General features: G+C 70.0%; 21 protein-coding genes. 10 read left to right on the top strand and 11 right to left on the bottom strand.

Going from position 1 to position 24004, the window contains the following annotated elements; genetic code table 11:
* Positions 1 to 6: 6 nt before the first annotated feature.
* Together MMSR116_RS16550 and MMSR116_RS16545 are read right to left on the bottom strand one after the other, a co-directional pair.
* The gene (locus tag MMSR116_RS16550) at positions 7 to 1371 is read right to left on the bottom strand and encodes an MATE family efflux transporter (protein WP_010681995.1); all 1365 of its coding nucleotides are present in this window, start codon (positions 1369 to 1371) and stop codon (positions 7 to 9) included.
* Between the two features lie 47 nt (positions 1372 to 1418).
* Positions 1419 to 1757: a DUF6460 domain-containing protein gene (locus MMSR116_RS16545; RefSeq protein ID WP_010681996.1), complete on the bottom strand. Its 339-nt coding sequence runs from the start codon at positions 1755 to 1757 to the stop codon at positions 1419 to 1421.
* A gap of 282 nt (positions 1758 to 2039) precedes the next feature.
* Between MMSR116_RS16545 and MMSR116_RS16540 the strand changes: the two genes are divergently transcribed.
* The 3 genes from MMSR116_RS16540 to pdeM are packed head-to-tail and all read left to right on the top strand — an operon-like array spanning position 2040 to position 6285.
* On the top strand, positions 2040 to 2996 hold the full coding sequence (locus MMSR116_RS16540; RefSeq protein WP_010681997.1) for an alpha/beta hydrolase: 957 nt from the start codon (positions 2040 to 2042) through the stop codon (positions 2994 to 2996).
* Positions 2993 to 5530, top strand: coding sequence for a ligase-associated DNA damage response DEXH box helicase (locus MMSR116_RS16535; protein ID WP_051072108.1), 2538 nt, complete (start codon positions 2993 to 2995; stop codon positions 5528 to 5530). The genes MMSR116_RS16540 and MMSR116_RS16535 overlap by 4 nt, the downstream gene beginning before the upstream one ends.
* Before the next feature lie 41 nt (positions 5531 to 5571).
* Complete coding sequence (pdeM, locus tag MMSR116_RS16530) at positions 5572 to 6285, top strand: ligase-associated DNA damage response endonuclease PdeM (protein WP_010681999.1); 714 nt, start codon at positions 5572 to 5574, stop codon at positions 6283 to 6285.
* A gap of 126 nt (positions 6286 to 6411) precedes the next feature.
* On the opposite strand, the gene MMSR116_RS16525 is transcribed toward pdeM, so the two are convergent.
* Both MMSR116_RS16525 and MMSR116_RS16520 read right to left on the bottom strand, forming a co-directional pair.
* The gene (locus tag MMSR116_RS16525; protein WP_010682000.1) at positions 6412 to 7872 is read right to left on the bottom strand and encodes a methyl-accepting chemotaxis protein; all 1461 of its coding nucleotides are present in this window, start codon (positions 7870 to 7872) and stop codon (positions 6412 to 6414) included.
* A 186-nt stretch (positions 7873 to 8058) separates the two neighbouring features.
* Entirely contained in the window at positions 8059 to 9045 is a 987-nt protein-coding gene (locus tag MMSR116_RS16520) for a CorA family divalent cation transporter (RefSeq protein WP_010682001.1), read from the bottom strand.
* A gap of 211 nt (positions 9046 to 9256) precedes the next feature.
* Between MMSR116_RS16520 and groES the strand changes: the two genes are divergently transcribed.
* Positions 9257 to 9547: a co-chaperone GroES gene (gene groES, locus MMSR116_RS16515; RefSeq protein WP_010682002.1), complete on the top strand. Its 291-nt coding sequence runs from the start codon at positions 9257 to 9259 to the stop codon at positions 9545 to 9547.
* A 71-nt stretch (positions 9548 to 9618) separates the two neighbouring features.
* Entirely contained in the window at positions 9619 to 11259 is a 1641-nt protein-coding gene (gene groL, locus MMSR116_RS16510) for a chaperonin GroEL (protein WP_010682003.1), read from the top strand.
* Between the two features lie 514 nt (positions 11260 to 11773).
* Here the strand turns inward: groL and fae are convergent.
* The 7 genes from fae to MMSR116_RS16475 all read right to left on the bottom strand — a co-directional run bounded on the left by fae (position 11774) and on the right by MMSR116_RS16475 (position 18575).
* The gene (fae, locus tag MMSR116_RS16505) at positions 11774 to 12286 is read right to left on the bottom strand and encodes a 5,6,7,8-tetrahydromethanopterin hydro-lyase (RefSeq protein WP_010682004.1); all 513 of its coding nucleotides are present in this window, start codon (positions 12284 to 12286) and stop codon (positions 11774 to 11776) included.
* A 239-nt stretch (positions 12287 to 12525) separates the two neighbouring features.
* On the bottom strand, positions 12526 to 13371 hold the full coding sequence (locus tag MMSR116_RS16500; protein WP_010682005.1) for a triphosphoribosyl-dephospho-CoA synthase: 846 nt from the start codon (positions 13369 to 13371) through the stop codon (positions 12526 to 12528).
* Entirely contained in the window at positions 13368 to 14276 is a 909-nt protein-coding gene (locus MMSR116_RS16495; protein WP_010682006.1) for an ATP-grasp domain-containing protein, read from the bottom strand. The genes MMSR116_RS16500 and MMSR116_RS16495 overlap by 4 nt, the downstream gene beginning before the upstream one ends.
* Before the next feature lie 196 nt (positions 14277 to 14472).
* The gene (gene mch / locus MMSR116_RS16490) at positions 14473 to 15447 is read right to left on the bottom strand and encodes a methenyltetrahydromethanopterin cyclohydrolase (RefSeq protein ID WP_010682007.1); all 975 of its coding nucleotides are present in this window, start codon (positions 15445 to 15447) and stop codon (positions 14473 to 14475) included.
* Complete coding sequence (locus MMSR116_RS16485) at positions 15447 to 16595, bottom strand: ATP-grasp domain-containing protein (protein WP_010682008.1); 1149 nt, start codon at positions 16593 to 16595, stop codon at positions 15447 to 15449. The genes mch and MMSR116_RS16485 overlap by 1 nt, the downstream gene beginning before the upstream one ends.
* 22 nt (positions 16596 to 16617) lie before the next feature.
* Positions 16618 to 17511 carry an NADP-dependent methylenetetrahydromethanopterin/methylenetetrahydrofolate dehydrogenase gene (locus tag MMSR116_RS16480; protein ID WP_010682009.1) on the bottom strand — a complete coding sequence of 298 codons (894 nt, stop codon included), beginning with the start codon at positions 17509 to 17511 and terminating at the stop codon, positions 16618 to 16620.
* Positions 17512 to 17597: 86 nt separating this feature from the next.
* Positions 17598 to 18575, bottom strand: a complete 978-nt coding sequence (locus MMSR116_RS16475) for a beta-ribofuranosylaminobenzene 5'-phosphate synthase family protein (protein WP_010682010.1) — start codon at positions 18573 to 18575, stop codon at positions 17598 to 17600.
* A 565-nt stretch (positions 18576 to 19140) separates the two neighbouring features.
* On the opposite strand from MMSR116_RS16475, the gene MMSR116_RS16470 reads away from it, so the two are divergent.
* The 5 genes from MMSR116_RS16470 (at position 19141) to MMSR116_RS16450 (ending at position 23951) form a co-directional block, all read left to right on the top strand.
* Positions 19141 to 20247: a tungsten-containing formylmethanofuran dehydrogenase subunit B gene (locus tag MMSR116_RS16470; protein WP_010682011.1), complete on the top strand. Its 1107-nt coding sequence runs from the start codon at positions 19141 to 19143 to the stop codon at positions 20245 to 20247.
* Positions 20241 to 21887, top strand: a complete 1647-nt coding sequence (locus MMSR116_RS16465; protein WP_010682012.1) for a formylmethanofuran dehydrogenase subunit A — start codon at positions 20241 to 20243, stop codon at positions 21885 to 21887. Before MMSR116_RS16470 ends, MMSR116_RS16465 begins: the two co-directional genes overlap by 7 nt.
* A gap of 27 nt (positions 21888 to 21914) precedes the next feature.
* On the top strand, positions 21915 to 22862 hold the full coding sequence (fhcD, locus tag MMSR116_RS16460; RefSeq protein WP_010682013.1) for a formylmethanofuran--tetrahydromethanopterin N-formyltransferase: 948 nt from the start codon (positions 21915 to 21917) through the stop codon (positions 22860 to 22862).
* A gap of 3 nt (positions 22863 to 22865) precedes the next feature.
* On the top strand, positions 22866 to 23660 hold the full coding sequence (locus MMSR116_RS16455) for a formylmethanofuran dehydrogenase subunit C (RefSeq protein WP_010682014.1): 795 nt from the start codon (positions 22866 to 22868) through the stop codon (positions 23658 to 23660).
* Between the two features lie 84 nt (positions 23661 to 23744).
* Positions 23745 to 23951: a hypothetical protein gene (locus tag MMSR116_RS16450; protein WP_010682015.1), complete on the top strand. Its 207-nt coding sequence runs from the start codon at positions 23745 to 23747 to the stop codon at positions 23949 to 23951.
* Positions 23952 to 24004 lie beyond the last annotated feature (53 nt).

Raw genomic sequence — 24004 nt, 5'->3', positions numbered from 1 at the left:
GATCCGTCAGCGCGCCGTAGCGACGGCTGCGGCCGACGCCGCCGAAAACGTTCCGCGCACGAGGCTCGGATAGGCGATCGCCTGGCCCAGGCCCCGGGCGCCGAGAAAGCCCACGAAAGCGACCCACAGGCCGGTATTGCCGAGATCCAGAATCTGGACGATCCCGAGCAGGATGCCGTAGGCGGCCAGCGCACACAGCATCAGGTTGCGCATGGCTCGGGTCCAGGTCGCGCCGACGTAGATCCCGTCATACGCGAAGGGCGCGGCGGCGGCGAGCGGCGCCAGGGCGGCCAGCCAGAGATAGGCCCGCGCCGTCTCGCGCACGGGCCCGTTCGTCGTGACGAAATCGATGAACCCGGGTCCACCGACGAGCGCGAGCGCGCTGACGCCGATCCCGAAGGCCAAGCACCAGCCCAGGCTCAACGTGGAGGCCGCCCGGAAGCCCTCCGCATCCCGGGCACCCACCGCCTGACCGCACAGGGTCTCGGCCGCCGTGGCGAAGCCGTCGAGGAAAAAGCCGCCGATCAGGAAGAGATTCCACAGGACCGAGTTCGCGGCCAGGACGACATCGCCCTGCCGGGCGCCGAGCGCCGAGAACAGGACGATGCCGGTGATCAGCGCCAGGGTGCGCAGGATCACGTCGACGTTGACGCTCAGCGTCCGGCGGATCGCGGCCGCGTCGCGCAGATCGCGCAGGGACACCTGGAACGGGTGGGAGCCGAGGCGCGCCAGGACGATAAGCCCCAGGCCGAGGCCGAACGCCTCTGCGCCCAGCGTCGCGAGGGCCGCGCCCGCGAGTCCCAGTCCGAGACCCAGGACGAGAAGGAGCGTCAGGCCGATGTTGATCAGGTTGATCGCTACCTGCAGCAGCAGGCCGAGATCGGTCCGCCCACGTCCCAGCACGGAACCGAGGACGCCGTAGCTCGCCAAAACGAAGGGCGCCGACAGGATGCGGATCTGGAAGTAGATCGCGAGGCCGGAGATGACGCCCTCGCTGGCCCCGCTGATGGCGAATGCGACTCGCGCAAGCGGCCATTGCAATACGGCGAGTGTGAGCCCGATTCCGGCGCCGGCCGCCAGGGCTCGGGCCAGGATGCGGTCGACCTCGGCACCGTCGCGTGCGCCGACCGCCTGGGCGGTGAGGCCCGCTGTCGCCATTCGCAGGGCGCCGAAGGACCAGAAGATCGCATCGAAGATCACGGCGCCCAGCGCGATCGCGCCGAGCAGGGCCGCCTCACCGAGGCGGCCGATCACCGCCGCACCGACGAAGCCCAGCATCGGCGTCGTGACGTTGGCGAGCGTCATCGGCAGGGCCAGCCTCAGCACCCGGGAATGTGTCGGGCGGACGCGGCTCGCAGTGGTGGGAATCATGCCGCGAGCTTAGCGCTCGCAGGCGTTTCGAGAAGCCTCGTGACCCCCTAGCGGGACACCGCCAGCAGGCGCGCGACGAGCCAGAGCGGCACGACGACGATCGCCCCGGCGACGATCCAACCGCCGAAATCGTGCAGGGACGCGAGACCGACCTCGAGAAGCGCGCGCGCCGAATCGTAGAGGTGCCAGAACAGGCGGCCCGGGGTCATCCCGAGCATCGACATGAAGGCGCCGACCAGGACCGACAGGAACAGAAGGCGTAGGAACACGCCCGCCGGCGAACCGCCGAGGAAGCGCCGCAGTCCCGAATCGCGCGGTCGGTACGGATCGGCCCCGTAGGCGCCGTCCGGTGCGCCCTGCCGGCGCCGGTCGTGATCGACGAGCATCGCGTCCTCTGACTGTCTCACGCAACCGGATCGGCGATGAAGCGGGCGGAACCGTGGCCGCCGCACCACACCGCGGTGAAACCCGCGGGCCGATCAAGCGTTGGCGGGTTTCTCCCGCGGACCCGAGATGGCAAGCGGCGCCGGTCTCGCCAAGATGCGCGGGACCGGCGATGGGTTAAGCGTCGCACGAAACTCCCTTTGCGCAGTCGTTGCCGATGGGAGACCTTCGGGACACCGGAAGTTTCGTGGGAGGCGCTGAGTGCCGACAGGACCAAACGCACGATGATCGACCACGCCCTGTTCGACCCGGCGACGATCGATCCCGAGACGCTCCGGCTCAACGCCGAGATCGTCGCGGCGCACGCCGCCCTGCCCGATCCCTGGTCACTCCCGATCGCGGAGGTGCGCGAGCGCCGCCGCGCCGGAACCAAGGCCGCGCCCGCCATGCCGCACAGCGCCCGGGCCGAGTGGCTGACAATCGACGGCCCGGGCGGGCCCCTGAGGCTCCGCGTTGTCCGTCCGAAGCCCGGTACGAAGCTGCGCGGCGCCTATCTGCACGTCCACCGCGGCGGCTGGGTCTGGGGCTCGGCCGACGAGCAGGATCCCTGGCTGGAGCGGATCGCCGACACCTGCGGCTTCGTCGCCCTGTCGGTCGATTATCGCCTCGCCCCGGAGCACCCCTATCCGGCGGCTCTTCTGGACTGCGAAGCGGCGGCCCTGTGGCTCGCCGGTCCAGGCAAGACCGAGTTCGGCGTCCACGCGCTCACCATCGGCGGCGAGTCGGTGGGTGCCCACCTCGCCGTGATGGTGCTGCTCCGGCTGCGGGACAAGCACAACCTCCCCCGGGCCTTCCGCGGCGCCAACCTCAACGCGGGCTTCTTCGACCTGGGCCTGACCCCGTCGGTGCGGAACTGGGGCGAGGAGCGTCTCGTCGTGAACACCCGCGACCTGACGAGCTTCGCCGACGGCTACGTCCGCGAGGGTATCGACCGGCGACGGCCGGACGTCTCGCCGATCTACGCCGAGTTGAAGGGACTTCCGCCCGCCCTGTTTACCATCGGGACCATGGACCCGCTGCTCGACGACACGCTCTACATGTCGGCGCGCTGGGCTGCGGCGGGCAACGGCGGCCACACAGCGATCTATCCCGGGGGCTGCCACGTCTTCGCCCGCTATCCGAGCCCGATGAGCGAGCGGGCCCTTGAGCTGATCGACCGCTTCCTGATGGCGCTCGCCTGAGCGACCCGTCGGAGATCCTGCCGGAGCAGTTCCGGGCCTGGTTCGCCGCGCGTGGCTGGGCGCCCCGGCAGCACCAGCTCGATCTCCTGCGGATTGCGGGTGCCGGCCGCTCCGCCCTGCTCGTGGCGCCCACCGGAGCCGGCAAGACGCTGGCGGGTTTCCTGCCGAGCCTCGTCGCCGGCTCACGGCGCGGCCCGCAAAAGTTGATCCCGAAGGGCCTTCACACCCTCTACGTTTCGCCTCTGAAGGCGCTCGCGGTCGATATCGCCCGCAACCTCGACGCGCCCATCGCCGAGATGGATTTGCCGGTCCGCGTCGAGACGCGCACCGGCGACACGCCGGCGCACAAGCGCACGCGCCAGATCAGCCGGCCGCCCGATATCCTGCTGACCACGCCCGAGCAGCTGGCGCTGCTGATCGCCCATCGCGAGGCGTCGGAGTTCTTTTCGGGATTGCGCTGCGTGATCCTCGACGAGCTGCACGCACTGGTCACGTCGAAGCGCGGCGATCTGCTGTCGCTCGCCCTCGCGCGGCTGCACCGGCTGAGCCCAGGGCTCGCGGCGATCGGGCTTTCCGCCACGGTACGGGAGCCGGATGAGCTGCGGAAGTATCTGGTGCCGCAGAGCCAGACCCTCCCTCCCCCCTCTGCGGAGGGTGGGACAGTGGTGCCACCGATGGCCGACCTCGTCACCGTCGCCGGCGGCGCGAAGGCAGATCTGCGCATGCTCGATCTCGGCCGGGCGCTGCCGATCTCCGGCCATACCGCCTGGCACTCGATGCCGGCGATCTACGAGCTGATCAAACAGCACCGCACGACCCTGGTCTTCGTGAACACCCGCCTCCAGGCCGAGTACACCTTCCAGGAGCTGTGGCGGCTCAACGAGGACGCCCTGCCGATCGCGATCCATCACGGCTCGCTGGACGCGCAGCAGCGCCGCCGGGTCGAGGCCGCCATGGCGGCGGGCCAATTGCGGGCGATCGTCTGCACCGCCACCCTCGACCTCGGCATCGACTGGGGCGACGTCGATCTCGTGGTCAATGTCGGCGCGCCGAAGGGTGCCAGCCGGATCATGCAGCGGATTGGCCGCGCCAACCATCGCATGGACGAGCCGTCGAAGGCCTACCTTGTCCCGGGCAACCGGTTCGAGATGCTGGAGTGTCAGGCAGCTCTGGATGCCGTCGAGGAGGCGGCCCAGGACACGCCCGACGCCCGCCAGGGTTCCCTCGACGTCCTGGCCCAGCACGTCCTCGGCATGGCCTGCGCCGACGCCTTCGATCCGGTCGAGCTCTACGACGAGATCGTCTCGGCCGCGCCCTATGCCGGCCTGACCTGGGAATCCTTCGAGCTGGTGGTCGATTACGTCGCCACCGGCGGCTATGCGCTCCGCGCCTACGAACGCTTCGCCAAGATCCTGCGCGGACCGGACGGACTCTGGCGGGTCCGCGATGCCCGCACCGCCCAGGCCTACCGGATGAATGTCGGCACCATCGTGGAGGCGGCACGCGTGCGGGTGCGCCTGGGTCGGACGCTGCGCGGCAAGCCCGGCACCGTCCTTCCGAAGTCCGGCCGCGTGCTTGGCGAGATCGAGGACGAGTTCGCCGAGACGCTGACCGTCGGCGACACCTTCCTGTTCGCCGGCGAGACCCTGCGCTTCGAGGGGCTCGCCGAGGACGAGTGCCTCGTCACCCGGGCGCCGCCCGGCACCGACCCAGCGATCCCCTCCTATGCCGGCGCGAAGTTCCCGCTCTCGACCTTCCTGGCCGCCCGGGTCCGGGCGTTGATCGCCGACCCGTTCGCGTGGGACCGGCTGCCGAAGCAGATCGGCGAGTACCTGCTCCAGCAGCGCCGCCGCTCGGTCCTGCCGGGTGAGCGGGATCTGCTGGTGGAGACCTTTCCGCGCGGCAAGCGCTACTACCTGACCGCCTTCCCGTTCGAGGGCCGCCTCGCCCATCAGACGCTCGGCATGCTGCTGACCCGAAGGCTGGAGCGCGCCGGGCTCCGGCCGCTCGGCTTCGCGGCCAACGATTACGGGATCGCCATCTGGTCGACCCGCGACGTCTCCGAGCGCGCCGCGATCGACGCGGACTTCATCGCCGACCTCTTCGCCGTCGACATGCTGGGCGACGACCTGGAGGCGTGGCTCGACGAGTCGGCGATGATGAAGCGCACCTTCCGCCAGTGCGCGGTGATCGCCGGCCTGATCGAGCGCCATCATCCCGGGCTGAAGAAGTCGGGACGGCAGGTCACGATCTCGACCGACCTGATCTACGACGTGCTGCGCAAGCACCAGCCCGACCACCTCCTGCTGCGGGCCGCGCGGCAGGATGCGGCAACCGGACTCCTCGACGTGAGGCGCCTCGGCATGATGCTAGAGCGCATCCAGGGGCGAATCATCCACAGGTCTCTCGACCGGGTCTCGCCGCTCTCCGTGTCCGTGATGCTCGAGATCGGGCGCGAGCGGGTCTACGGCGAGGGTGCCGACGAGATCCTGGCCGAGGCCGAGGCGGAGCTTCTCCAAGAGGCTCTGTCCTGACCGTCGATCCGCCCTCCCCCGACGATACCGAGGATGCGATCTTGGCGGCCGGCCTGAGACTCGAGAAGACTCACAAGCACCCCACGCTGCAGCTCGCGGGCGAGACCCTGGTGCTGGACCTCTGCGGCGGCCTCTGGCTGCCGGACCATCGGACGCTCATCGTCTCGGACCTGCACCTGGAGAAGGGCTCGTCCTACGCCGCCCGTTCCGGTCAGTTCCTGCCGCCCTACGACACCCGCGAGACCCTGGCCTGCCTGCACGAGGCAGTGGTGCGCCACGAACCCGCCCGCGTCATCGCGCTGGGCGACTCCTTCCACGATGCCCGCGGTCCCGAGCGCATGGAGCCGGGCGACCGTGCCATGGTGGCGGCGCTGCAGGAGGGGCGCGACTGGGTCTGGATCGCCGGCAACCACGACGCCGCCGTCAGCGAGGGCATCGGCGGGCGCTACGCCGAGGCCGTGACCATCGGCGGCCTCGTCCTGCGCCACGAGCCGAGCCCGGACGCCGCGCCCGGCGAGATCGCCGGCCACCTCCATCCCTGCGGGAAGGTTGCGATGCGCGGCCGGGCGGTGCGCCGCCGCTGCTTCGTCACCGACGGGACGCGGCTCGTCATGCCGGCCTTCGGTGCCTTTGCGGGCGGTCTGAACGTGCGTGACAAGGCCATCGAAGGGCTGTTCCCGAAGGGCTTCACCGCCCATCTGCTCGGCGACGGCCGGGTCTTCGCGATCGGCCGGGGACAGCTGGCCCGGGATTGACCGCTCTGCACGATCGCGCCTGCGGCGTCGCTCCGAGACAGGTGGCGAGCCTCGGGTTGCAGCGCCGACCGGCTCGTTGCGCCGGCGAGGACAACGGCGCCGGTTTCAGGTGTGGTCCGAGCCCGCTCAGGCCGTCTTCATGAACCGGGTCACGCTCTCCGACAGGCTCGTCGAATGGCCCGCGAGGCTCTCGGCGATGCTCTGGACGGCCTGGGCGAGCTGACCGGTCGCATGCGCCGCCTCCGAGACGCCGCCGATATTGCCAGCCATCTCGTGGGTCGAGACGGCCTGCTCCTCGACGGCGCTCGCCATCGCCAGGGTGAGCTTCGAGAGCTCGCCCACCGCCGCGGTGATCATCTCGATGGCGCCGACCGCGTCACCCGTGGCGGCCTGGATCGCCGAGACCTGCTGGGTGATCTCACCGGTGGCTCTGGCGGTCTGCTCGGCCAGCGCCTTCACCTCGGAGGCCACGACCGCGAAGCCGCGGCCCGCCGCGCCGGCGCGGGCCGCCTCGATGGTGGCGTTCAGCGCCAGCAGGTTCGTTTGATCGGCAATCGACTTGATCATGCCGACCACTGCGTCGACCTTGCGGGCGTTCTCGGCGAGCTGCCGCATCGTCGCGTCGGTGGTCTCGGCCTGGACGGCGATCTGCTGAGCCCGTTCGGAGACGCGGCCGACCTGTCCGGAAATCTCCTGGATCGCCCCGTTCATTTGCTCCGAATTCGCCGCCACCGACGACGCCTTGTGGCGGGCGGATTCCGCCGAGTGCATCAGCCCCTCGGCTGAGGTCTGCATCTCGTGGATCGCGGACCCCACCGCGTCCACGACGCGCTTCACGTCCGTCTCCATGTTCACCTGTGCGGTGACGACCGCCCAGGTCAGCATCGGGCCGATGTAGCGGCCCTTCTCGTCGTTCACGGCCGTCACCCGCAGGTTCAGGGTTTCCGGTCCGACTTTGATCTTGGTGGTATGCGGCAGCCGGCTCGCATCGGCCAGCATGCTGCGCTGATGGTGCGGATTCGTGTGGAAGACGTCGAACGAGCAGCCCAGCATCTGGTCGACCTGGACCGGCAGATGCTGCTCGATCGTGGCCAGCGTATTACGCGACGTGGCATTGAGATAATCGATCTTGAAGTCGTCGTTCAGGTCGGCGGTCATCACCGCGACCGGAACGTTGTCGATCATCGTCAAAAGTCGGGTGATCTCCTTCTTCTTTGCCGAGATGTCGGAGGCGAACTTGATGACCTTTACCGGCTGGCCCTTCGCGTCCAGGATCGGGTTGTAGGTCGCTTCCAGCCAGACGGTGGCGCCCTCCTTGTCGATCCGGGGGAACTCCCCGGTCACGTAGTGGCCGCCTTTCAGCCTGTCCCAGAACGCCGCATATTCGGCTGTCTGCGCATAAGTGTCATCGACGAAGATGCGATGATGCTTGCCGACAACCTCAGCGAGCGAGTATTTCATCACTTTGAGGAAGTTTTTATTCGCGTTCAGAACCTGACCGTCCAGTCCGAACTCGATGATGGCCAGTGATCGATCGAGCGCTTCGATCTTGGCTTGCGCTTCGCTGTACGTCGCCCGCTTGAACATGATTTCGTATGCTCCAAACTGACGCCGTGTAGCGCCCGCTCGGTTAAAGAGAGTCTAATCGACAGCTATTTTCGTTTTGCTCGTTCCTGCTAGCCACGAAAAACTCAAAGATTTGCGATAAAATTTGAGGTGTTACTGACCATAAATTTTTATGAGGAGAAAAATTACTCGATATGCGTTTAAATATCAGAACCATCCGCGAATGCGGAAGTATACGATTGGCGCGACCGCACTCAGGAGGATGAGGGCGAGGGCGTAGGGGTAGCCGTAGGCCCAATCCAGCTCCGGCATGTGCTTGAAGTTCATGCCGTACATCGAGGCGATCAGCGTGGGCGGGACACCGACTACAGAGACCACAGTCAGGACACGGAAGACGTTGTTTTGCTCGATGTTGATGAGGCCGAGGGCGGCGTCGAGGAGAAACTGAACGTTCTCGGCCAGCCTGGTCTCGAACTCGTCGAGGGATTCGATGTCGCGCCGGATCGTGTCGAACCGGCCGTCCTCAGGCAGGCCGAGGCCGTCACAGGCGGCCGAAACGAACGGCACGATCCGCTCCAGGCCCAGCAGGCTCGCGCGGATCTTGCCCAGCACTTTTCCCCTGTTGCTGATGCCGCGCAGGATCCGGCGCAGGGCGAGATCGCGGCGGCGGGGCGGCGGGCTCTCCAGGCGGCGGCGGTCTTTGCCGCGGACGTCGAAGTCGAAGATCCGGGTCGACAGCGAATCGAGTTCCGACGCCATGTCCTCCAGGGCGTCGGCGAGGCTGTCCACCAGCTCCTCAAGGACCACCAGGAAGATCTCGCTCGGAGTCGTGCTCCCGTCGCCGTCGGAGATCCGCTTCGCGGAAGAGTCGAAGGCGCGCAGGTCGTGGAAGCGGATCGTGACGAGATGATCCTTGGTGAGCAGGAAGCCCAGCGGCTTCAGCTGCGATGCGCTCTGCTCGAAAGTGATCATCGGCGTCGAGAGCGAGAGGCCACCTTTGACCCGGCGCAGGCGGCTCGATGTCTCGACCTCCGAAAGGGCGGCCCGGGACGGGACGCGCAGGCCAGTGGCCGCCTCGACCGCGGCGGCTTCCTCGGAGGTTGGATCATTCAGGTCAAGCCACACGGCGTCGGGCGCGACGGCGCTGCCGGGTTGCGATGCCACCGGGCCGTGGGGTCCGTGCAGGTTCAGCATCGGGGCGCGTTATCCGTGAGGGAGAAAGAGGGCGCCGCCGCGTCATCGCACCGTCGCGCGGGGGTGCGACAGCCTTGACTCGGACACGGACCGAGCCTATCTCGCCGCCGTCTTTGGCACTCGCCGAGACAGAGTGCTAACAGTCGAGTTCGCGAGCGGTCCCGCCGGCCGCATCAACGCCAACTCCAGACCTGAAGCAAGAGGGCAGCTCATGAAGTTCCGTCCGCTGCACGACCGCGTGGTCGTCCGTCGCATCGAGAGCGAGGAGAAGACCAAGGGCGGCATCATCATCCCGGACACCGCCAAGGAGAAGCCGCAGGAGGGCGAGATCGTCGCCGTCGGCCCCGGCGCCCGTGACGAGCAGGGTCGCGTCAACCCGCTCGACGTCAAGGCCGGCGACCGCGTCCTGTTCGGCAAGTGGTCCGGCACCGAGGTCAAGATCGACGGTCAGGACCTTCTGATCATGAAGGAATCCGACATCATGGGCGTCGTCGCCGTCTGATCGGATCACCCGTCATCGCCCTTTGAGGCCGTCCCGGCCTTGGGGTTCAACCAGTAGCTAAGAGGCACACAATGGCAGCGAAAGACGTTCGTTTCTCCGCCGACGCCCGCGATAAGATGCTGCGCGGCGTCGACATCCTCGCCGACGCGGTGAAGGTGACGCTCGGCCCGAAGGGTCGCAACGTCGTGATCGAGAAGAGCTTCGGCGCCCCGCGCATCACCAAGGACGGTGTGACGGTCGCCAAGGAGATCGAGCTCTCCGACCGCTTCGAGAACATGGGCGCCCAGATGGTGCGCGAAGTGGCCTCGAAGACCAACGACATCGCGGGTGACGGCACCACCACCGCGACCGTGCTGGCCCAGGCCATCGTCCGCGAGGGCGCCAAGTACGTCGCCGCCGGCATCAACCCAATGGACCTGAAGCGCGGCATCGACCTCGCCACGCAGGCTGCCGTCAAGGACATCACCTCGCGCGCCAAGAAGGTCTCGACCTCCGACGAGGTCGCGCAGGTCGGCACCATCTCGTCGAACGGCGACACCGAGATCGGCCAGATGATCGCCCACGCCATGCAGAAGGTGGGCAACGAGGGCGTCATCACCGTCGAGGAGGCCAAGACCGCCGAGACCGAGCTCGACGTCGTCGAGGGCATGCAGTTCGACCGCGGCTACCTCTCCCCGTACTTCATCACGAACGCGGAGAAGATGGTCGCCGAGCTCGAGGATCCCTACATCCTCATCCACGAGAAGAAGCTCTCGTCGCTCCAGGCGATGCTGCCGGTGCTCGAGGCCGTCGTTCAGACCGGCAAGCCGCTCCTGATCATCGCCGAGGACATCGAGGGCGAGGCGCTCGCCACCCTCGTGGTCAACAAGCTCCGCGGCGGCCTGAAGGTCGCGGCCGTCAAGGCGCCGGGCTTCGGCGACCGCCGCAAGGCGATGCTCGAGGACATCGCGATCCTGACCAAGGGTCAGATGATCGCCGAGGATCTCGGCATCAAGCTCGAGAACGTGACGCTCCCCATGCTCGGCCGCGCCAAGCGCGTGCGCATCGAGAAGGAGAACACCACGATCATCGACGGCGTCGGCGAGAAGTCCGACATCGAGGGCCGTATCGCCCAGATCAAGGCGCAGATCGAGGAGACCACCTCGGACTACGATCGTGAGAAGCTCCAGGAGCGTCTGGCCAAGCTCGCGGGCGGCGTCGCGGTGATCCGCGTCGGCGGCGCGACCGAGGTCGAGGTGAAGGAGAAGAAGGACCGCGTCGACGACGCCCTCAACGCCACCCGCGCGGCGGTCGAGGAAGGCATCGTCCCGGGCGGCGGCACTGCGCTGCTGCGCGCCAAGAAGGCGGTCGCCGAGCTGAAGTCCGACATCCCGGACGTCCAGGCCGGCATCAAGATCGTGCTGAAGGCCCTTGAGGCTCCGATCCGCCAGATCGCCCAGAACGCGGGCGTCGAGGGCTCGATCGTGGTCGGCAAGATCACCGACAACACGGGCTCGGAGACCTTCGGCTTCAACGCGCAGACCGAAGAGTACGTCGACATGATCCAGGCCGGCATCGTCGACCCGGCCAAGGTGGTGCGCACTGCACTGCAGGATGCGGCTTCCGTGGCCGGCTTGCTGGTGACCACCGAGGCGATGGTCGCCGACGCGCCGAAGAAGGACAGCCCTGCCCCGGCGATGCCGGGCGGCGGCATGGGCGGCATGGACTTCTAAGTCCTCAGCCGACCTGCGAGACGAGGAGGGGCCGCCGAGAGGCGGCCCTTTTTCTTCCAGGCATCTCCCGACGCCGCTCCGATCCCCCGCGCTGAGGCGTTCACCGTTCGACGCGGCCAGCCTGGATCGGTCTGCCCTCCGTACGGCCGAGATCGGCTTCGATTTCGGCGCCGAGGCAGAAGAAGCGTTGCCGAGGCTCGGCCACCAAGGGAATCGATCGCTCGATCGCCGCGACGACCTCAGACGGGTGGTGCCTCACCAACCCGACCGTCTCGGTGCGTCGCCTATGCGGATCGTGCCGTCACCCATCAACCGGGCAGGACATCACGCCGCTGCATCCCCTGCAGCACCGACCGGCAACGTTTATTCCGGCGCAGAGGACAAACGAAAAACGGGACGGCGCGAGCCGTCCCGTTCAGAAGCCTACCTATCGGCCAAGGAAGATCGAAGCCAGTCGCTGGAGCAGGCCCCGCGGTGCGGGCGGAGGCTCGCTCTGCCCAGGACCGTCCCCGATCTAAGCGTTGGCGGCGAAGGGGTGCTGCGCGGAGTTGCGCTGCTCGGTGACCGTCGAGGCCTTCGGCTCGCCGTTCACGGCGCGCTGGATCGACAGCTTGGTCGCCTCGTAGTTGTACTTCTGGATCTTGGCGTCGTCGGCCGCCTCCCAGTGGATGAACACGCCGACCAGGATGTACAGGTCGTCGGCCTCGTCCGCCGGGATGATGCCCTCGGCCACCGCGTCCTGAACGGCCTTGGCAACGCCGTGCTGGGCCGGTCCGAACATCTGGACGGCCTGGCGGGCGTCGTTGATGGTGACCTTGTTGAACATCAGGGTGTTGGGCTTGCACGGCAGGTTCGGCGCGATGACCGCGAGCAGGCTGGTGAAGCCGTGCTTGTTGTTCACGAGGCCGTTGCAGAAAGCCGACTCGGCCGGCGAACCGCGCGGTCCGATGATGAGGTCGATGTGGGCGACCTCGTTGCCGTCGCCGACGAGCGCTTCGCCGACCTGAACCTTGGTGATCTTCGCCATTCGGTGTCTCTCCCTGGATTCCGAAATAGAGCCGCGCGCCGGGCGGTGCCGCGGCCGGGAAGCCATCCTTGTTATCGGCGCCCGACCATGCCGGCCGAGCCGGATGAGCCGAGCCGGTTGGGCCGGACAGCGCGGCGGACCCTACAGCGGGGCCCTGCGGCTCACAACCCGCGCAAGGCCCTGCAACGAAGGAATTTCTTATTGTCCGCGCGGGGAAATTTATGGAACCCGGGTGCGGTTCAGGCCAGCACGGCGCCCGCCGCCGCGAGGGCGTCCCAGAACAGGGTCGCGACCGTGAAATCTGCGCTCGTGCCGGGGTTCAGGCCGCGGGCCTTGAGCGAGGCATCGAGGGCGAGGAGCGGCGTGACCGGCTTGCAGGCCAGATCGAGTCCGGTCAGCGCCGCCTCGGCCTCCCGCCGAACGGCCTCGGCAGTCGCCGATCCCGCCTTGCGGGCAATATGGCTGTCCGGGACCGACCGCAGGTAGGCGAGATGGACCGCGCTCGTGCACCACGACGGGTCGAGCCCCGTCTCGCGGGCCGCCGACAATGCCGGAAGGCCGATCGCCGCCACGTCGGCGAAGTTGTCGACATAGGCGCGGGCGATCCGGTCTCGCCCCGCAGCCTCCGCCATGGCCTCCAGCAGGGATTTCGGCGCCGGCGCGGCGACATCGTGGTTGCCGGCCCGCCCGAGGCCGCCGGGATTGGCGAGGCGGATCGCGGCGAAGACCGCCTCGGAATCCGGGCTCTGCAGGCTGCCGAGGCTGGCCGAGACCGACTGTCCTCGCTCGGCGGCGACCGCCAGCGGAGCGCAGAGCAGCAGGATGCCAAGATTCGTGTTCTGGCCCACCGCCGCCATCGTGGCGGCGACGCCGTCGCGGACGCGCGCGCCGATCCCGGTCCCCGCTTGCGCCAGGGCCGGGGCGGAGACGTCGGCGCTCGTGATGAAGTCGGCCACCACCATCCGGTGGCCGGCCGCGAAGGCGTGGACGTTGCCGGGTTTGAGGGCGTCGAGTTCCGCCAGGCAGGCCGCCCGGTAGAGCGTTCCGATCAGCCCCGCGTCGAGCGTGCTGTCGCGCATGCTCATGCGACCACGAGCCTGGGACGGCTCGCGCCGCGGGCGGCGGCCAGGAACCCGCGCACCACGGCGGCGGCGATGTCGGTCTCGCAGACGGTCTGCAGACCCGACCACGCCGGCATGGAATTGACCTCCAGGATCGAGAAGCCGCCCTCCCCGTCCTCAACCAGATCGACGCCGGAATAGTCGACCCCGACGGCCGCGGCGGCGGCCTCCGCGAGTTCGGCCGCCGCCCGCGGCATCGCCCAGGTCAGCGGCCGGCCGCCCCGGTGGACGTTGGTGATCCAGCCGTCGCCCTCGCGGATCATGCCGGCGATGGCGCGCCCGTCGCAGACAAAGACCCGGTAATCGCGCCACAACCCGTCGCGACGCGGAACATAGCGCTGGAGGTAGTAGACCCGCGCCACCGCCTCTTCGTCGGGCAGATCCTCCGGCCGCTCGATCAGCACGAGCCCCTCCCCCTGCGAGCCGAACAGCGGCTTGAGGACGAGCGGCGCGCCGGGCCGGGCCTCGGTCGCGACCAGGGCGGCGGCGGCCTCGCGCTTCGAGAACACCCAGGTGGCCGGCGTCGGCAGGCCGGCCCGGGCGATGAGGAGCGAGGTGGCCGCCTTGTCCACCGAGCGCTCGATGGCGGTCGGCGCGTTCCAGACGGTCACGCCCGCCGAGACCAGGGCGTGAAGGACGCCGAGGCGCATCGTCGTGGCCTCGAAGGTGCCGCCCGCGATGGTCCGCATCAGGACCCCGTCCGGAAGCGCCTCGGGAAAGCCCGGCACCCGCAGGGGCTCGCCGCCGCCGGTGACCACCGCGACGTCGGCGAGGGAGAACAGAACCGGCTCGACGCCCTGAGCCTGCAGGGCTGTGAGGAGCCGGTTTCGATGCCAAGTGCCGTTATCGGCCGCGAGTCCGATGCGCATCGGGGTCCTGGTGGTTGGGAAAGTCTCGGCTCTCAGGGATGGCCGGGACCGAGGTCGCTCGTCCGAGCAGGCGCATGGGCCTCCGGTACCGCGAAGTTGGCGGTCGGTTCGCCTTGCTCCCCTCCCCCGCTGCCGTGGGAGGGGAGAAGCGGGTGCCGGCACCCGCATCGCCGCGGCGATGCGCCAAGCCGGCCACTCAGGCGAACGAAGCGTCCACCAGAGTGGCCTCCAGTCGTCCGCCCCGGTAGGTGGCGCCGGAGCGGACCGACGTGACGATCGCCTCGGCCGGCGAGAACAGCGCGCCGTCGATCTTGTAAAAATCGCCGTTCACCCGCGCGAAGATCTCGGCGAACGGGGCGCCGTGATCGCTCGACGTGGTGGAGGGCAGCTGCTCGGCGAGCTGCTTCGCGTCGGCATCGTCGGCGTCCACGAAGAGCTGGACGCGCCCGCCATAGATGATGGCGTCGTTGGTCCGGCCCATGGCCTTGATGAAGTCCGGGTGCGGGGGCGACAGCGGCGCGGAGCCGATCCCGTCCACGATGGTGTGCAGGTCGAAGCCGACCGTGTGCGCCTTGTGGAGCGCGACCTCCAGGACGCGCGCCACCACCTGGGTGGAACCGGCGAGGCTCTGGGTCGGCGCGAAGATGAAGGTCAGGTCCTCGGGCCGGAGGCCGGAGGCCTCGGCGACCTTGGCGACCACGCTGTCGGGCGGTCCGCCGGCCGCCTCGAGGACGAGCGCAGTCTTGGACGCCGCGTCGCGATAGCCGAGTTCCTGATAGAGATCCTCGACGGCCGCGACCGCGCGGCCGGGCCCCGAGCCGAGGGCGAAGAAGCCGGAATCCCCGGTCTCGTCCGCGAGGCTCCAGCCCGCGTACTGGCTGCCCAGGCAGGCGAGCACCGGGTCTGCTGCGTGGACCGTCACCGAGTAGGGCCAGGTCGCGATCGGCCCGCTCGGCGCGATGGTCACCGTGCCGAGGCCGCCGAGGCAGATCTCGGCGATGCGCCGGCCCGCCTCGATCGAGCCCTTCGCCTGCGCGCCGGCGTCGATCATGCGGGCGCCACCGGCGGCTTGCGACACGGAGAGCCGCAGCGTCGCGGCGTCGGCCACGAGGCGCTCGATCAGCGGGCCCGAGAGCGCATTGACGCTGGGATAGGTTTGGCTGGCACTCATCACAGGGCTTCCTCGGGGTGTGTTTTCTTCGCCGCGCGGATGGCCCGCAGGCGCGCCATCCGCGTTTCCAACAGGGCGAGCACCTCCGCCCGGTCCGCGCCTTCGGCCAGCACCGTGCAGAGCGGCGCGTCGCGGCGGACCACCGAGCCGGGGCACGGGCGGTCGCGCACGTAGTCCGGCCAGTCGAGGTCCGGAACAGGCGCAAGCTCTCGGTCCGCGTAACAGATCTGCGCGGCCGCCGCACCAGCCGGTTGCGGGCCGGGATCCGGCATTGTGCCGAGGCAGGCCGCGATATGGGCCGCCAGCATCGGCGTGGCGCGCCGGTCGAGGATGTCCAGCGTCGCGCCGGGACGCGGATTGATCTCGGTGAGCCACCAGTCGGGTCCGTCGACCAGAACGTCGGCGCTGCCGAGGCCGCGCAGCCCCGTGGCGGCGACGATCCGCTCGGCGCCGGCGGCGATCGCCGCCGCGGTTGCAGGACCGAGTGCGTCGGGCTCGCCGGGCCCGCGCGCCAGGGCTCCGGCGTAGCGGAACGGCCTGATCGGGGACGGCGCGCACCATTGCTCGGTCACGGCGAGGACGCGGATCGTGCGGCCATCGGCGAGGAAGTTGAGGGCGTGCGGCCGGCCTGCAACGCGTCTCTGGAAGTAGTGGCCCGGGGGCGCCGCCGCACGGGTCGCCGGCCGGATATGGCTGCCGCCGCTGCCGCCCGCCCGCTTGAGCAGCCATTGCACCGGCTCCGGTGGAGGATCCTTCGAGACCGCCGGATGCGGCACGCCGAGGCGCGCGCAGAGCGCGGCGAAGTCCGACGGATCCTTCAGCGTCGCGATGGCCTCGGCCGAGGCCCCGACGAGTCGGTGCCGCTCGGCGAGGCGCGCGACGAGCCCTGGCGCATCTTCGAAACCGCTGCCGAGGACGAGGCCGACAACAGGGCCGGCCCGATGGGCCATCTCGTCGAGGGCGTTCAGCGTCGCGTGGTCGGCGAGGGCGGTACCGAACCGTCCGGGCAACGGTCGGTAGGCTTCGGCCAGTGCCCGCGTGTCCGAGTCGCCGAACAGGTCGGCCACGTAGGGCCGGAGGCCGGCGCGACGGGCTGCCTCGGCCAGGGCGCGCCCGGCCTGGGCGGCGATCAGGACCGCGTCGGCCATCCTGAGCCGGGCCCGGCTCGATTTAGCCGGCGATCTCCACCGCGAGCGCGTAGGCGTCGCGGAAATCGAGGCAGAGCGGCGTGTCGGAGGCCAGCATCCGGTCGAACAGGCGCCGCTGCGTCTGATACTTGACGTTGCCGACCGCCAGCGCACCGATGCCGACACCCTTCCCGGTGGGCAGCGGCACATCGACGGCGTTGACGTCGATCCCTGCGATGCCGGCGGGCGGCACGGCGTTGACGTCGGAGGCCACGAGCAGCTTCGGCGCCGATTCCAGATCCTTTGCCGAGAGGATCGGGATCCCGGCGGGACCGGCGGACAGGATCACGTCCGCGTCCCGGATGGCCGCGCGACGGTCCTCGGGGGTGGTCCCGTCGACGGCACCGACCTCGATGCCGAAGCGCCATTTCATCGTGAAGGCGATCTTCGAGACCCGCTCCTCGCCGTCATGGCCGACCAGCACGGTGGTGGCGCCCTGCAGGGCGCCGATCACCGCGGCCACGTAGGCAACGACGCCGGCGCCGCCGAAGATCACGATGCGCTTGCCCTTAAGGTCGGTGTCGAACTTCTGGCGCAGGGCGCGGGACACCTGCGCGACCATGGCGGCGCCGGTGGTGAACGAGCCCGCCGGGTCGGCGAAGACGTGGTTCACGAAGGGCGGCACGAAGGCCTTCTTGGCGCGGTCGACCATGTCGAGGGCGTCCTCGGCATTCTTGCCGCCGATGAAGATCCCCGTCCGGGTGCCGTCGCCCGGCGCCCGCGAGAAGATCGAGTCCTGGGTCAGCGAGACCACGTCCGCGAGGCTGACCTCCGTGTAGGTCACCACGGTCTCGAAGCCGGCATCCACGGCCATGTTCACGTCGAACGGGCTCATGTGCCGGAGCGGCGTCAGCATGTGGAGGATCGAGCGGGCCATGAAATCCTCGTCCGGCGCGCGACAGTTGCGCCTTGCCTCCGTCCAAACCCGGAGCGGTGTTCCGGGTCAAGTCCGGGCGTGCAGGGTCAGTTCGGTCCGGACACCGAAGCGCCCCGGTTGCGCCCGCGGGCGATGATGAACCGGAGCGGGCCGCCTCGGTCGAGGGAGGCCACGAGGGTACGAGCCTCGCCCTCCGAGGGCATCAGCACGAAGCCGGTCGGTCCCCAGGAGGACTGGCCGTAGCCGGGCACGCCCTGCGCGGCGGCATTCGCCAGGGCCTGCGCCACCGCGGCGCTCGCGTAGCGGCCGCCCTGATGGGGTGCGAAGTGGTCGCCGATCAGATCCTGGATCCGCGTGATCCCGGCACCGAAACCCTGAGGCTCCGCCAGGGCGACGGCCGGAAGCACCTGCATCAGGGTGATCCGGCAGATCTCTGCCGCCTGCGCCTCCGGGAAGCGCGGCAGGTCGCGGAAGGCCTCGACCTCGCGCGTCCCGTGCACGCCGTCCATGCTCCGATCGAGGATGAGAACGACGCGCCAGGCCTCGGGATAGGGCAGCCGCGCGACGACCGGCGGCGGTCCTCCATCGGGACCGCGTCCGCCATCGACGATCAGGCCGCCCTCCGTGAAGGCGCACAGGCCGACGCCCGAGCGGTTACCCCGGTCGAGGCTGGCCGCGAACGCCTCCGCCGCGAAGGGCCGGCCCTCCAGGCGGGCCATCGCGGCGGCCACGGCCAGCGCGAGCTGGGTGCCCGAGCCGAAACCCGCATGGGCCGGGATCGCCCGCTCCACCGCGACGGCCACGTCCCCGCGGACGCCGAGATGTGCGGCGGCAGCCTCGGCGTAGCCACGCACGCGGTCCGCCTCGGGTCCCTCCGCCGAAGGGTGCTTCGCCCGGCATGCAGTCAGGGCCAGAGAGGGCTCGTCGACGGCGAGGCCGATGCTACCGAAGCGTCGGCCCAGACCTCCGTGCAGGTCGAGGAAGCCGAAATGCAGCCGCGCCGGGGCCTCGACCCGCACGGCGCCCGCCACCGCCACCTCGTTCCGCCCGGGGACATCGCCCACCACGTTTCCCTCGAATCCTGCAAGCCCGGCGCATGCCCGGCGCGCTTGTCACATGTGGCCCGGAGCCGGGCAACGGTGATCCGTTCGGCGCGGCCGCCGGCGAATCTTGCCCATGGTTAAGGCAATCCGGCCCCTCTGGTTTCGTCGAACCGTCGCGTGACCGCCTTCGCGCTTCCGTCGCGGCCCGCCCCCAGATTGAAACCCGCGTCTCTTCGCCGGTCCGTCACAGGGGACAAGCGGCGGGATGCCCGACCGATCTTCGCGCGCAGCACGCGTCAGGCGACCGCGGCCTGAGAGTGCGGCGGGGTCTCCGGCGGCGGCAAACCATCCCTGGCGCGCCACTTCCCGACAGGGATCGCCGTCCGCCCCCCTTGCCGCGGTGGGCGGATGAATGCAAACCTAGGCCCCGCGACGGCGTGCCGAGTTTGCCGTCTGCCCGGGACTTGCCGGGCGGGCGTGCCATTCCGACTCTGTGGGGGCCCAGGTTCATGGGGCTTGCCCGCTTCGTCAGGTCTTACGGCCGTCGCCCGCTCCGAAACCAAGCAAGAACGTTGCGAGAGGGAGCATGGCAGCCTGGGTGAAGGGTGGCGCGACGGACGCGGGCACCGCCATCGAGGCGGCCGCATCCCTCATCGCCAAGGCGCGCGCGCCGGTCATCGCCGGCATGAGCGCCGATGTCGCCGCGATCCGCGCGGCCTACGATCTCGCGGGACGCATCGGCGCTTCCGTCGATACTGCAGGCTCGGCGGGGACCTATGCGGAACTCGGCTCGCTGAGCCGGGTCGGCGCCCTGACGACGACGCCGGCCGAGGCCGTCGGGCGGGCGGATGTGGTGCTGGTGGTGGGCGCCGCCGCCTGGCAGGCCCCGCTCCTGAAGCGTCTGATCGACGCCAAGCCCACCCGCGGGCGCGCCGCCGGATCGGATCGCGCCCTCTTGGCGGTCGGCGCGAACGCGACCGCCACGCTGGCTTGGCCGGCCGGGAATGGCCTGCCGGAGGCTGTCGGCGTGCTGCGGGCCTGCGCCCGCGGTCATCTGGCGGGGGATGGCCTCCCCGGGCAGATCGCGGCCCGGCTCGCCGCCGCGCAATACGGCGTCCTGCTCTACGATCCCGCCGAACTCGGGGCGTACGGCGTCGAGATGCTCCAGGGCCTCGCCATGGAGCTGAGCGAGACCACCCGCTGCTTCACCCTCGCGGTCGGCGGCACCGGGCAGGACCGCGCGGTCGTGCCAGTCTCGGCCTGGCTCACCGGGCAGGCCCCGCGCAGCGGCTTCGGCCGCCGCGTCCCTGAGCACGATCCCTGGCGCTTCGACGCCGCACGGCAGGTCGCCGCCGGCGAAGCGGATGCCGTCCTCTGGCTCGCCTCCGTACCGGTGGCGCGCCCGGATTGGCTGTCGAACGTGCCGTCCGTCGCGCTGGTCGCGGACGGCGACGCGCAAGCTGCTGAGGTGGTGATCGCGGTTGGCCAGCCCGGCCGCGACCATGGCGGCGTGCTGTGGAATGAGCAGCGTGCCGCGCTGACCTTCTGGCCGGCCTCGGCCCCATCGGAGCTGCCGCCGGCCGCGTCGGTGCTGGGCGCCCTCAAGGAGCGTCTGCTCGCAGGCCAGAACTCGGGCCAGAACTCGGGCCAGAACTCGGGCCAAGCCGCGTCGAGGAGTGTGTCCGCATGCTGAGCGTGATCCGGGGCGGGCGCGTCGTCGATCCGACCGCGTCCCGCGATTCCGTCGGTGACGTCTGGATCGAGGACGGCCGCGTGATCGATCCGCCGGGCCGCGAGCCCGACGCGGTGGTCGACGCCGCGGGCTGCGTGGTGATGGCGGGCGGCGTCGAGGTGCACTCGCACATCGCCGGCGGCAATGTGATCACCTCGCGTCTGCTCCTGCCCGACCTCTACGTCAGCGAGGCGGCACCCGAGGGTCATCCGTTCGCCCACGCGGGCGGGGCGGCGGCCTGGATCGGCTCGACCTACGCGCGGATGGGCTACACCACGGCCGTCGAGCCGGCGATGCCGCCGACCCACGCCCTCGGGACGCAGCTCGAACTCGCCGACATCCCGCTGCTCGACCGCGGCGCCCTCACGGTGATGGGCAACGACGACCAGCTCCTGCAACTCCTCCGCGAGCGCCAGGGCGGTACCGCCGTGCGCGACCTCGTCGCCCTGTCGGTCGCCCAGTCGCGCGGCCTCGGGGTCAAGTGCATCAACGCGGGCGGCGCCTCCGCCTTCAAGGACGGGGCCCTGCGCCTGTCGCTGGACGACGAGATCCCCTGCTACGGGCTCTCGACCCGGCAGATCATGGGCTCGCTCCTCGACGCCGTGGAGGAGATCGGCGTCCCGCACCCGCTGCACGTCCACTGCAACAATCTGGGCCTGCCGGGAGCGGACGACAGCTTCATGGCGACGCTCGATGCGGCCGAAGGCCGGCGCATCCACTTCGCCCACGCGCAGTTCTACGCCTACGGCGCCGTGGACACGGCCAATCCCGGCACCGGCGGTTTCCGCTCGGCGGCGGAGCGCATCGCCCAGGCGATCACCGACAACCCCAACGCCACCCTCGATATCGGGCAGGTCGTGTTCGGCCAGACCGTGACGGTGTCGCTCGACATCCTCCGCCAGTTCGCCGGCCGGAAGGGCGCCAAGCCGAAGAAGTGGGTCCTGAACGCGGGCGACGCCGAGGGCGGCGGCGTGGTGCCGTTCCTGTACCGGCCCCGGGGGCCGACCAGCTCGCTGCAATGGGCGATCGGCCTGGAGATCATGCTGCTCTCCACCGATCCAGAGCGGACGATCCTGACCACCGATCACCCGAACGGCGGCCCGTTCACCCAGTACCCGCGCATCATCCACCTGCTGATGGACAAATCGGAGCGCGACCGCGAGATCGCGACGCTGCCGAGCGTGGTCGGCGAGCGCTCGAGCCTCCCCGGGCTGGAGCGCGAGTACACGCTCTCGGAGATCGCGCAGCTGACCCGGTCCGGACCGGCGAAGCTCCTCGGCCTCGCCGATCGCGGCCACCTGCGGGCCGGCGCTCGGGCCGACGTCGCCGTCTACCGCGACGACGCGAACCGCACCGCGATGTTCACCGCCGCCAAGCTCGTCCTCAAGGACGGCGTGCCGATCGTCGAGGACGGCGAGGTCGTGGAGTGGCGCGCCGGCCGCACGCTGTCGCTGACCGTCGAGTCCGACAAGGCTATGGCCAAGCGCGCCGACACCTACCTCACGGAGCGGTTCGGCGAAGGGCTCGACAGCTTCGCCGTCCCCGACGCGGCCTTCGGCGAGGGCCGGGAGAATTTCGAGGCTGTGCCATGCCGGGTGTGATCAGCGGGCCGAGCCGCGGGAAGTACGATGTCTGACCTCTCCCTCAACGGCATCCCGGTCGTCGACACCTTCGCGGAGGCGTTCGACGTGGCCGGCACGGCCATCATCGTCACGAACGACACCGCCAAGTGGGCGATGATCGCCGCGACCACGATGACCGGCTTCGCCACCTCGGTGATCGGCTGCGGCGCCGAGGCCGGCATCGACGCCGAGCTGTCGCCCGAGGAGACGCCGGACGGGCGGCCGGGCGTGCGCATCCTGCTGTTCGGCTTCGAGCCGAACGGCCTCAAGGACCAGCTGATCAAGCGCGTCGGCCAGTGCATCCTCACCTGTCCGGGCACCGCCTGCTACGCGGGCGTCGACGGGCCGACCAAGATCAAGCTCGGCGGCGCGATCCGCTATTTCGGCGACGGGTTCGCGGTGGCCAAGCGCCTGCCCGACGCCACCGGCAAGGCCCGGCGCTACTGGCGCATTCCGGTGATGGACGGCGAGTTCCTCTGCGAGGACTCGGTCCGGGCCGTCGACGGCGCGGTCGGCGGCGGCAACCTGCTGTTCCTCGGGCGCAATCACGCCGAGACGCTGAAGGTCGCCGAGATCGCCGTCGAGGCCGCCAAGGCGGTCCCCGGCGCGATCCTGCCGTTCCCGGGCGGCATCGTCCGCTCCGGCTCCAAGGTCGGCGGCCGGACCAAGGGCATGATGGCCTCGACGAACGACGCCTACTGCCCGACCCTGAAGGGCCGCGCCGGCTCGGCGCTCCCGGCCGAGTGCGGCGTGGTGCTGGAGATCGTGATCGACGCCCTCACCTCGCAGGGCGTGTCCGACTCGATGCGCGCCGGCCTGCACGCCGCCACCGAGATCGGCGGCAAGCACGGGCTGATCGCCGTCACGGCCGGCAATTACGGCGGCAATCTCGGCCGCCACCACTACCACCTGCGCGACCTGCTCGCGCCGCAAGACGCCACGAAGGAGGGCTGAGCCGTGAGCACCCTCACCCTGCGCGCGGCTCCGCCCGAGCGGCTCGACTTCCTCAACATCAACCCGCTCGCCCTGAGCCGCCTCTCGCAAGGCGAGGCCGAGCGCCTCGAAATCGGCACCACTCGGACCGGCGTGCGGCTCGGCGACTGCTTCGCCGTGTCCCTCGACGGGTCCGATACCCTGACCATCGAGGGCGGCCACGAGCGCCTCGATCGGGTCGGCGCCGCTTTGTCCGAGGGGGCGATCCGGGTCGACGGCGATGTCGGCCAGCGCCTCGGTGCCGGCATGGCAGGCGGCAGCCTGACCGTCACCGGCAATGCCGGTCCATACGCGGCCTCCGGCGCCACCGGCGGCACGATCACCGTCGAGGGCGACGCCGGCGACCATGCCGGCGGCGCGGTCTACGCCGCCAAGGCCGGGCTCGACGGCGCGACGCTGGTCATCCGCGGCTCCGCAGGCGCGCATCTCGGCGACCGCATGCGGCGCGGGACCATCGTGGCGGGCCGGGCCGGCGCCTTCGCGGGATCGCGGATGATCGCCGGCACCCTGGCGGCCCTGGCGGTGGGCGACCATCCGGGTCTCGGGATGCGGCGGGGGACGCTTCTCCTCGGCGCCCACGGCCGGATGGCCGAGACCTTCGTGGAGACCGGGACGCACGATCTCGTGTTCCTGCGGCTGCTGGCCAAGGCCCTGCGCGGCCTCAGCGCCGAGCACGCCGCCCTCCTCGACCGACCGCTGCGCCGGTATTCCGGCGACCTCGCCACGATCGCGAAGGGCGAGATCTGGGTCGCGGCCTGACGCCGCCTGGGCAAGGGACGCGGATGCATCCTATGCTCCGCGCCAAGCCGGCCCGTCCGAGGCCGGCAGCCCGGGAAGGCGCCCATGCTGCTGCTGCTGTCGATCTGCCTCGTCGCCCAGCCCTCGACCTGCCGCGAGGACCGGATCGAGATGTCGTTCGAGAAATCGAGCCCCTTCGTGTGCCTCCGCAACTCGCAGAGTGCGCTGGCGACTTGGCAGGCCGCCCATCCCGAGTGGCACGTGGAGCGCTGGCGCTGCGCCGCCAAGGAGGGCTTGCCGAAAGATCTGTGAGCGCCTTGGTTCCCGGGCCGGCCAGTGACATGCTCGGCTCCGCATTGGGAGCG

This window comes from Methylobacterium mesophilicum SR1.6/6, assembly GCF_000364445.2.
Classification (GTDB): Bacteria; Pseudomonadota; Alphaproteobacteria; order Rhizobiales; family Beijerinckiaceae; genus Methylobacterium; species Methylobacterium mesophilicum_A.
This window is presented reverse-complemented; position numbering and strand designations above follow the sequence as displayed.

Coding starts and splice junctions, on each gene's coding strand:
- MMSR116_RS16550 (WP_010681995.1), bottom strand. CDS start 1,371: ATGATTCCCACCACTGCGAGCCGCGTCCGCCCGACACATTCCCGGGTG.
- MMSR116_RS16545 (WP_010681996.1), bottom strand. CDS start 1,757: ATGCTCGTCGATCACGACCGGCGCCGGCAGGGCGCACCGGACGGCGCC.
- MMSR116_RS16540 (WP_010681997.1), top strand. CDS start 2,040: ATGATCGACCACGCCCTGTTCGACCCGGCGACGATCGATCCCGAGACG.
- MMSR116_RS16525 (WP_010682000.1), bottom strand. CDS start 7,872: ATGTTCAAGCGGGCGACGTACAGCGAAGCGCAAGCCAAGATCGAAGCG.
- MMSR116_RS16520 (WP_010682001.1), bottom strand. CDS start 9,045: ATGCTGAACCTGCACGGACCCCACGGCCCGGTGGCATCGCAACCCGGC.
- groES (WP_010682002.1), top strand. CDS start 9,257: ATGAAGTTCCGTCCGCTGCACGACCGCGTGGTCGTCCGTCGCATCGAG.
- groL (WP_010682003.1), top strand. CDS start 9,619: ATGGCAGCGAAAGACGTTCGTTTCTCCGCCGACGCCCGCGATAAGATG.
- fae (WP_010682004.1), bottom strand. CDS start 12,286: ATGGCGAAGATCACCAAGGTTCAGGTCGGCGAAGCGCTCGTCGGCGAC.
- MMSR116_RS16500 (WP_010682005.1), bottom strand. CDS start 13,371: ATGAGCATGCGCGACAGCACGCTCGACGCGGGGCTGATCGGAACGCTC.
- MMSR116_RS16495 (WP_010682006.1), bottom strand. CDS start 14,276: ATGCGCATCGGACTCGCGGCCGATAACGGCACTTGGCATCGAAACCGG.
- mch (WP_010682007.1), bottom strand. CDS start 15,447: ATGAGTGCCAGCCAAACCTATCCCAGCGTCAATGCGCTCTCGGGCCCG.
- MMSR116_RS16485 (WP_010682008.1), bottom strand. CDS start 16,595: ATGGCCGACGCGGTCCTGATCGCCGCCCAGGCCGGGCGCGCCCTGGCC.
- MMSR116_RS16480 (WP_010682009.1), bottom strand. CDS start 17,511: ATGGCCCGCTCGATCCTCCACATGCTGACGCCGCTCCGGCACATGAGC.
- MMSR116_RS16470 (WP_010682011.1), top strand. CDS start 19,141: ATGGCAGCCTGGGTGAAGGGTGGCGCGACGGACGCGGGCACCGCCATC.
- MMSR116_RS16465 (WP_010682012.1), top strand. CDS start 20,241: ATGCTGAGCGTGATCCGGGGCGGGCGCGTCGTCGATCCGACCGCGTCC.
- fhcD (WP_010682013.1), top strand. CDS start 21,915: ATGTCTGACCTCTCCCTCAACGGCATCCCGGTCGTCGACACCTTCGCG.
- MMSR116_RS16450 (WP_010682015.1), top strand. CDS start 23,745: ATGCTGCTGCTGCTGTCGATCTGCCTCGTCGCCCAGCCCTCGACCTGC.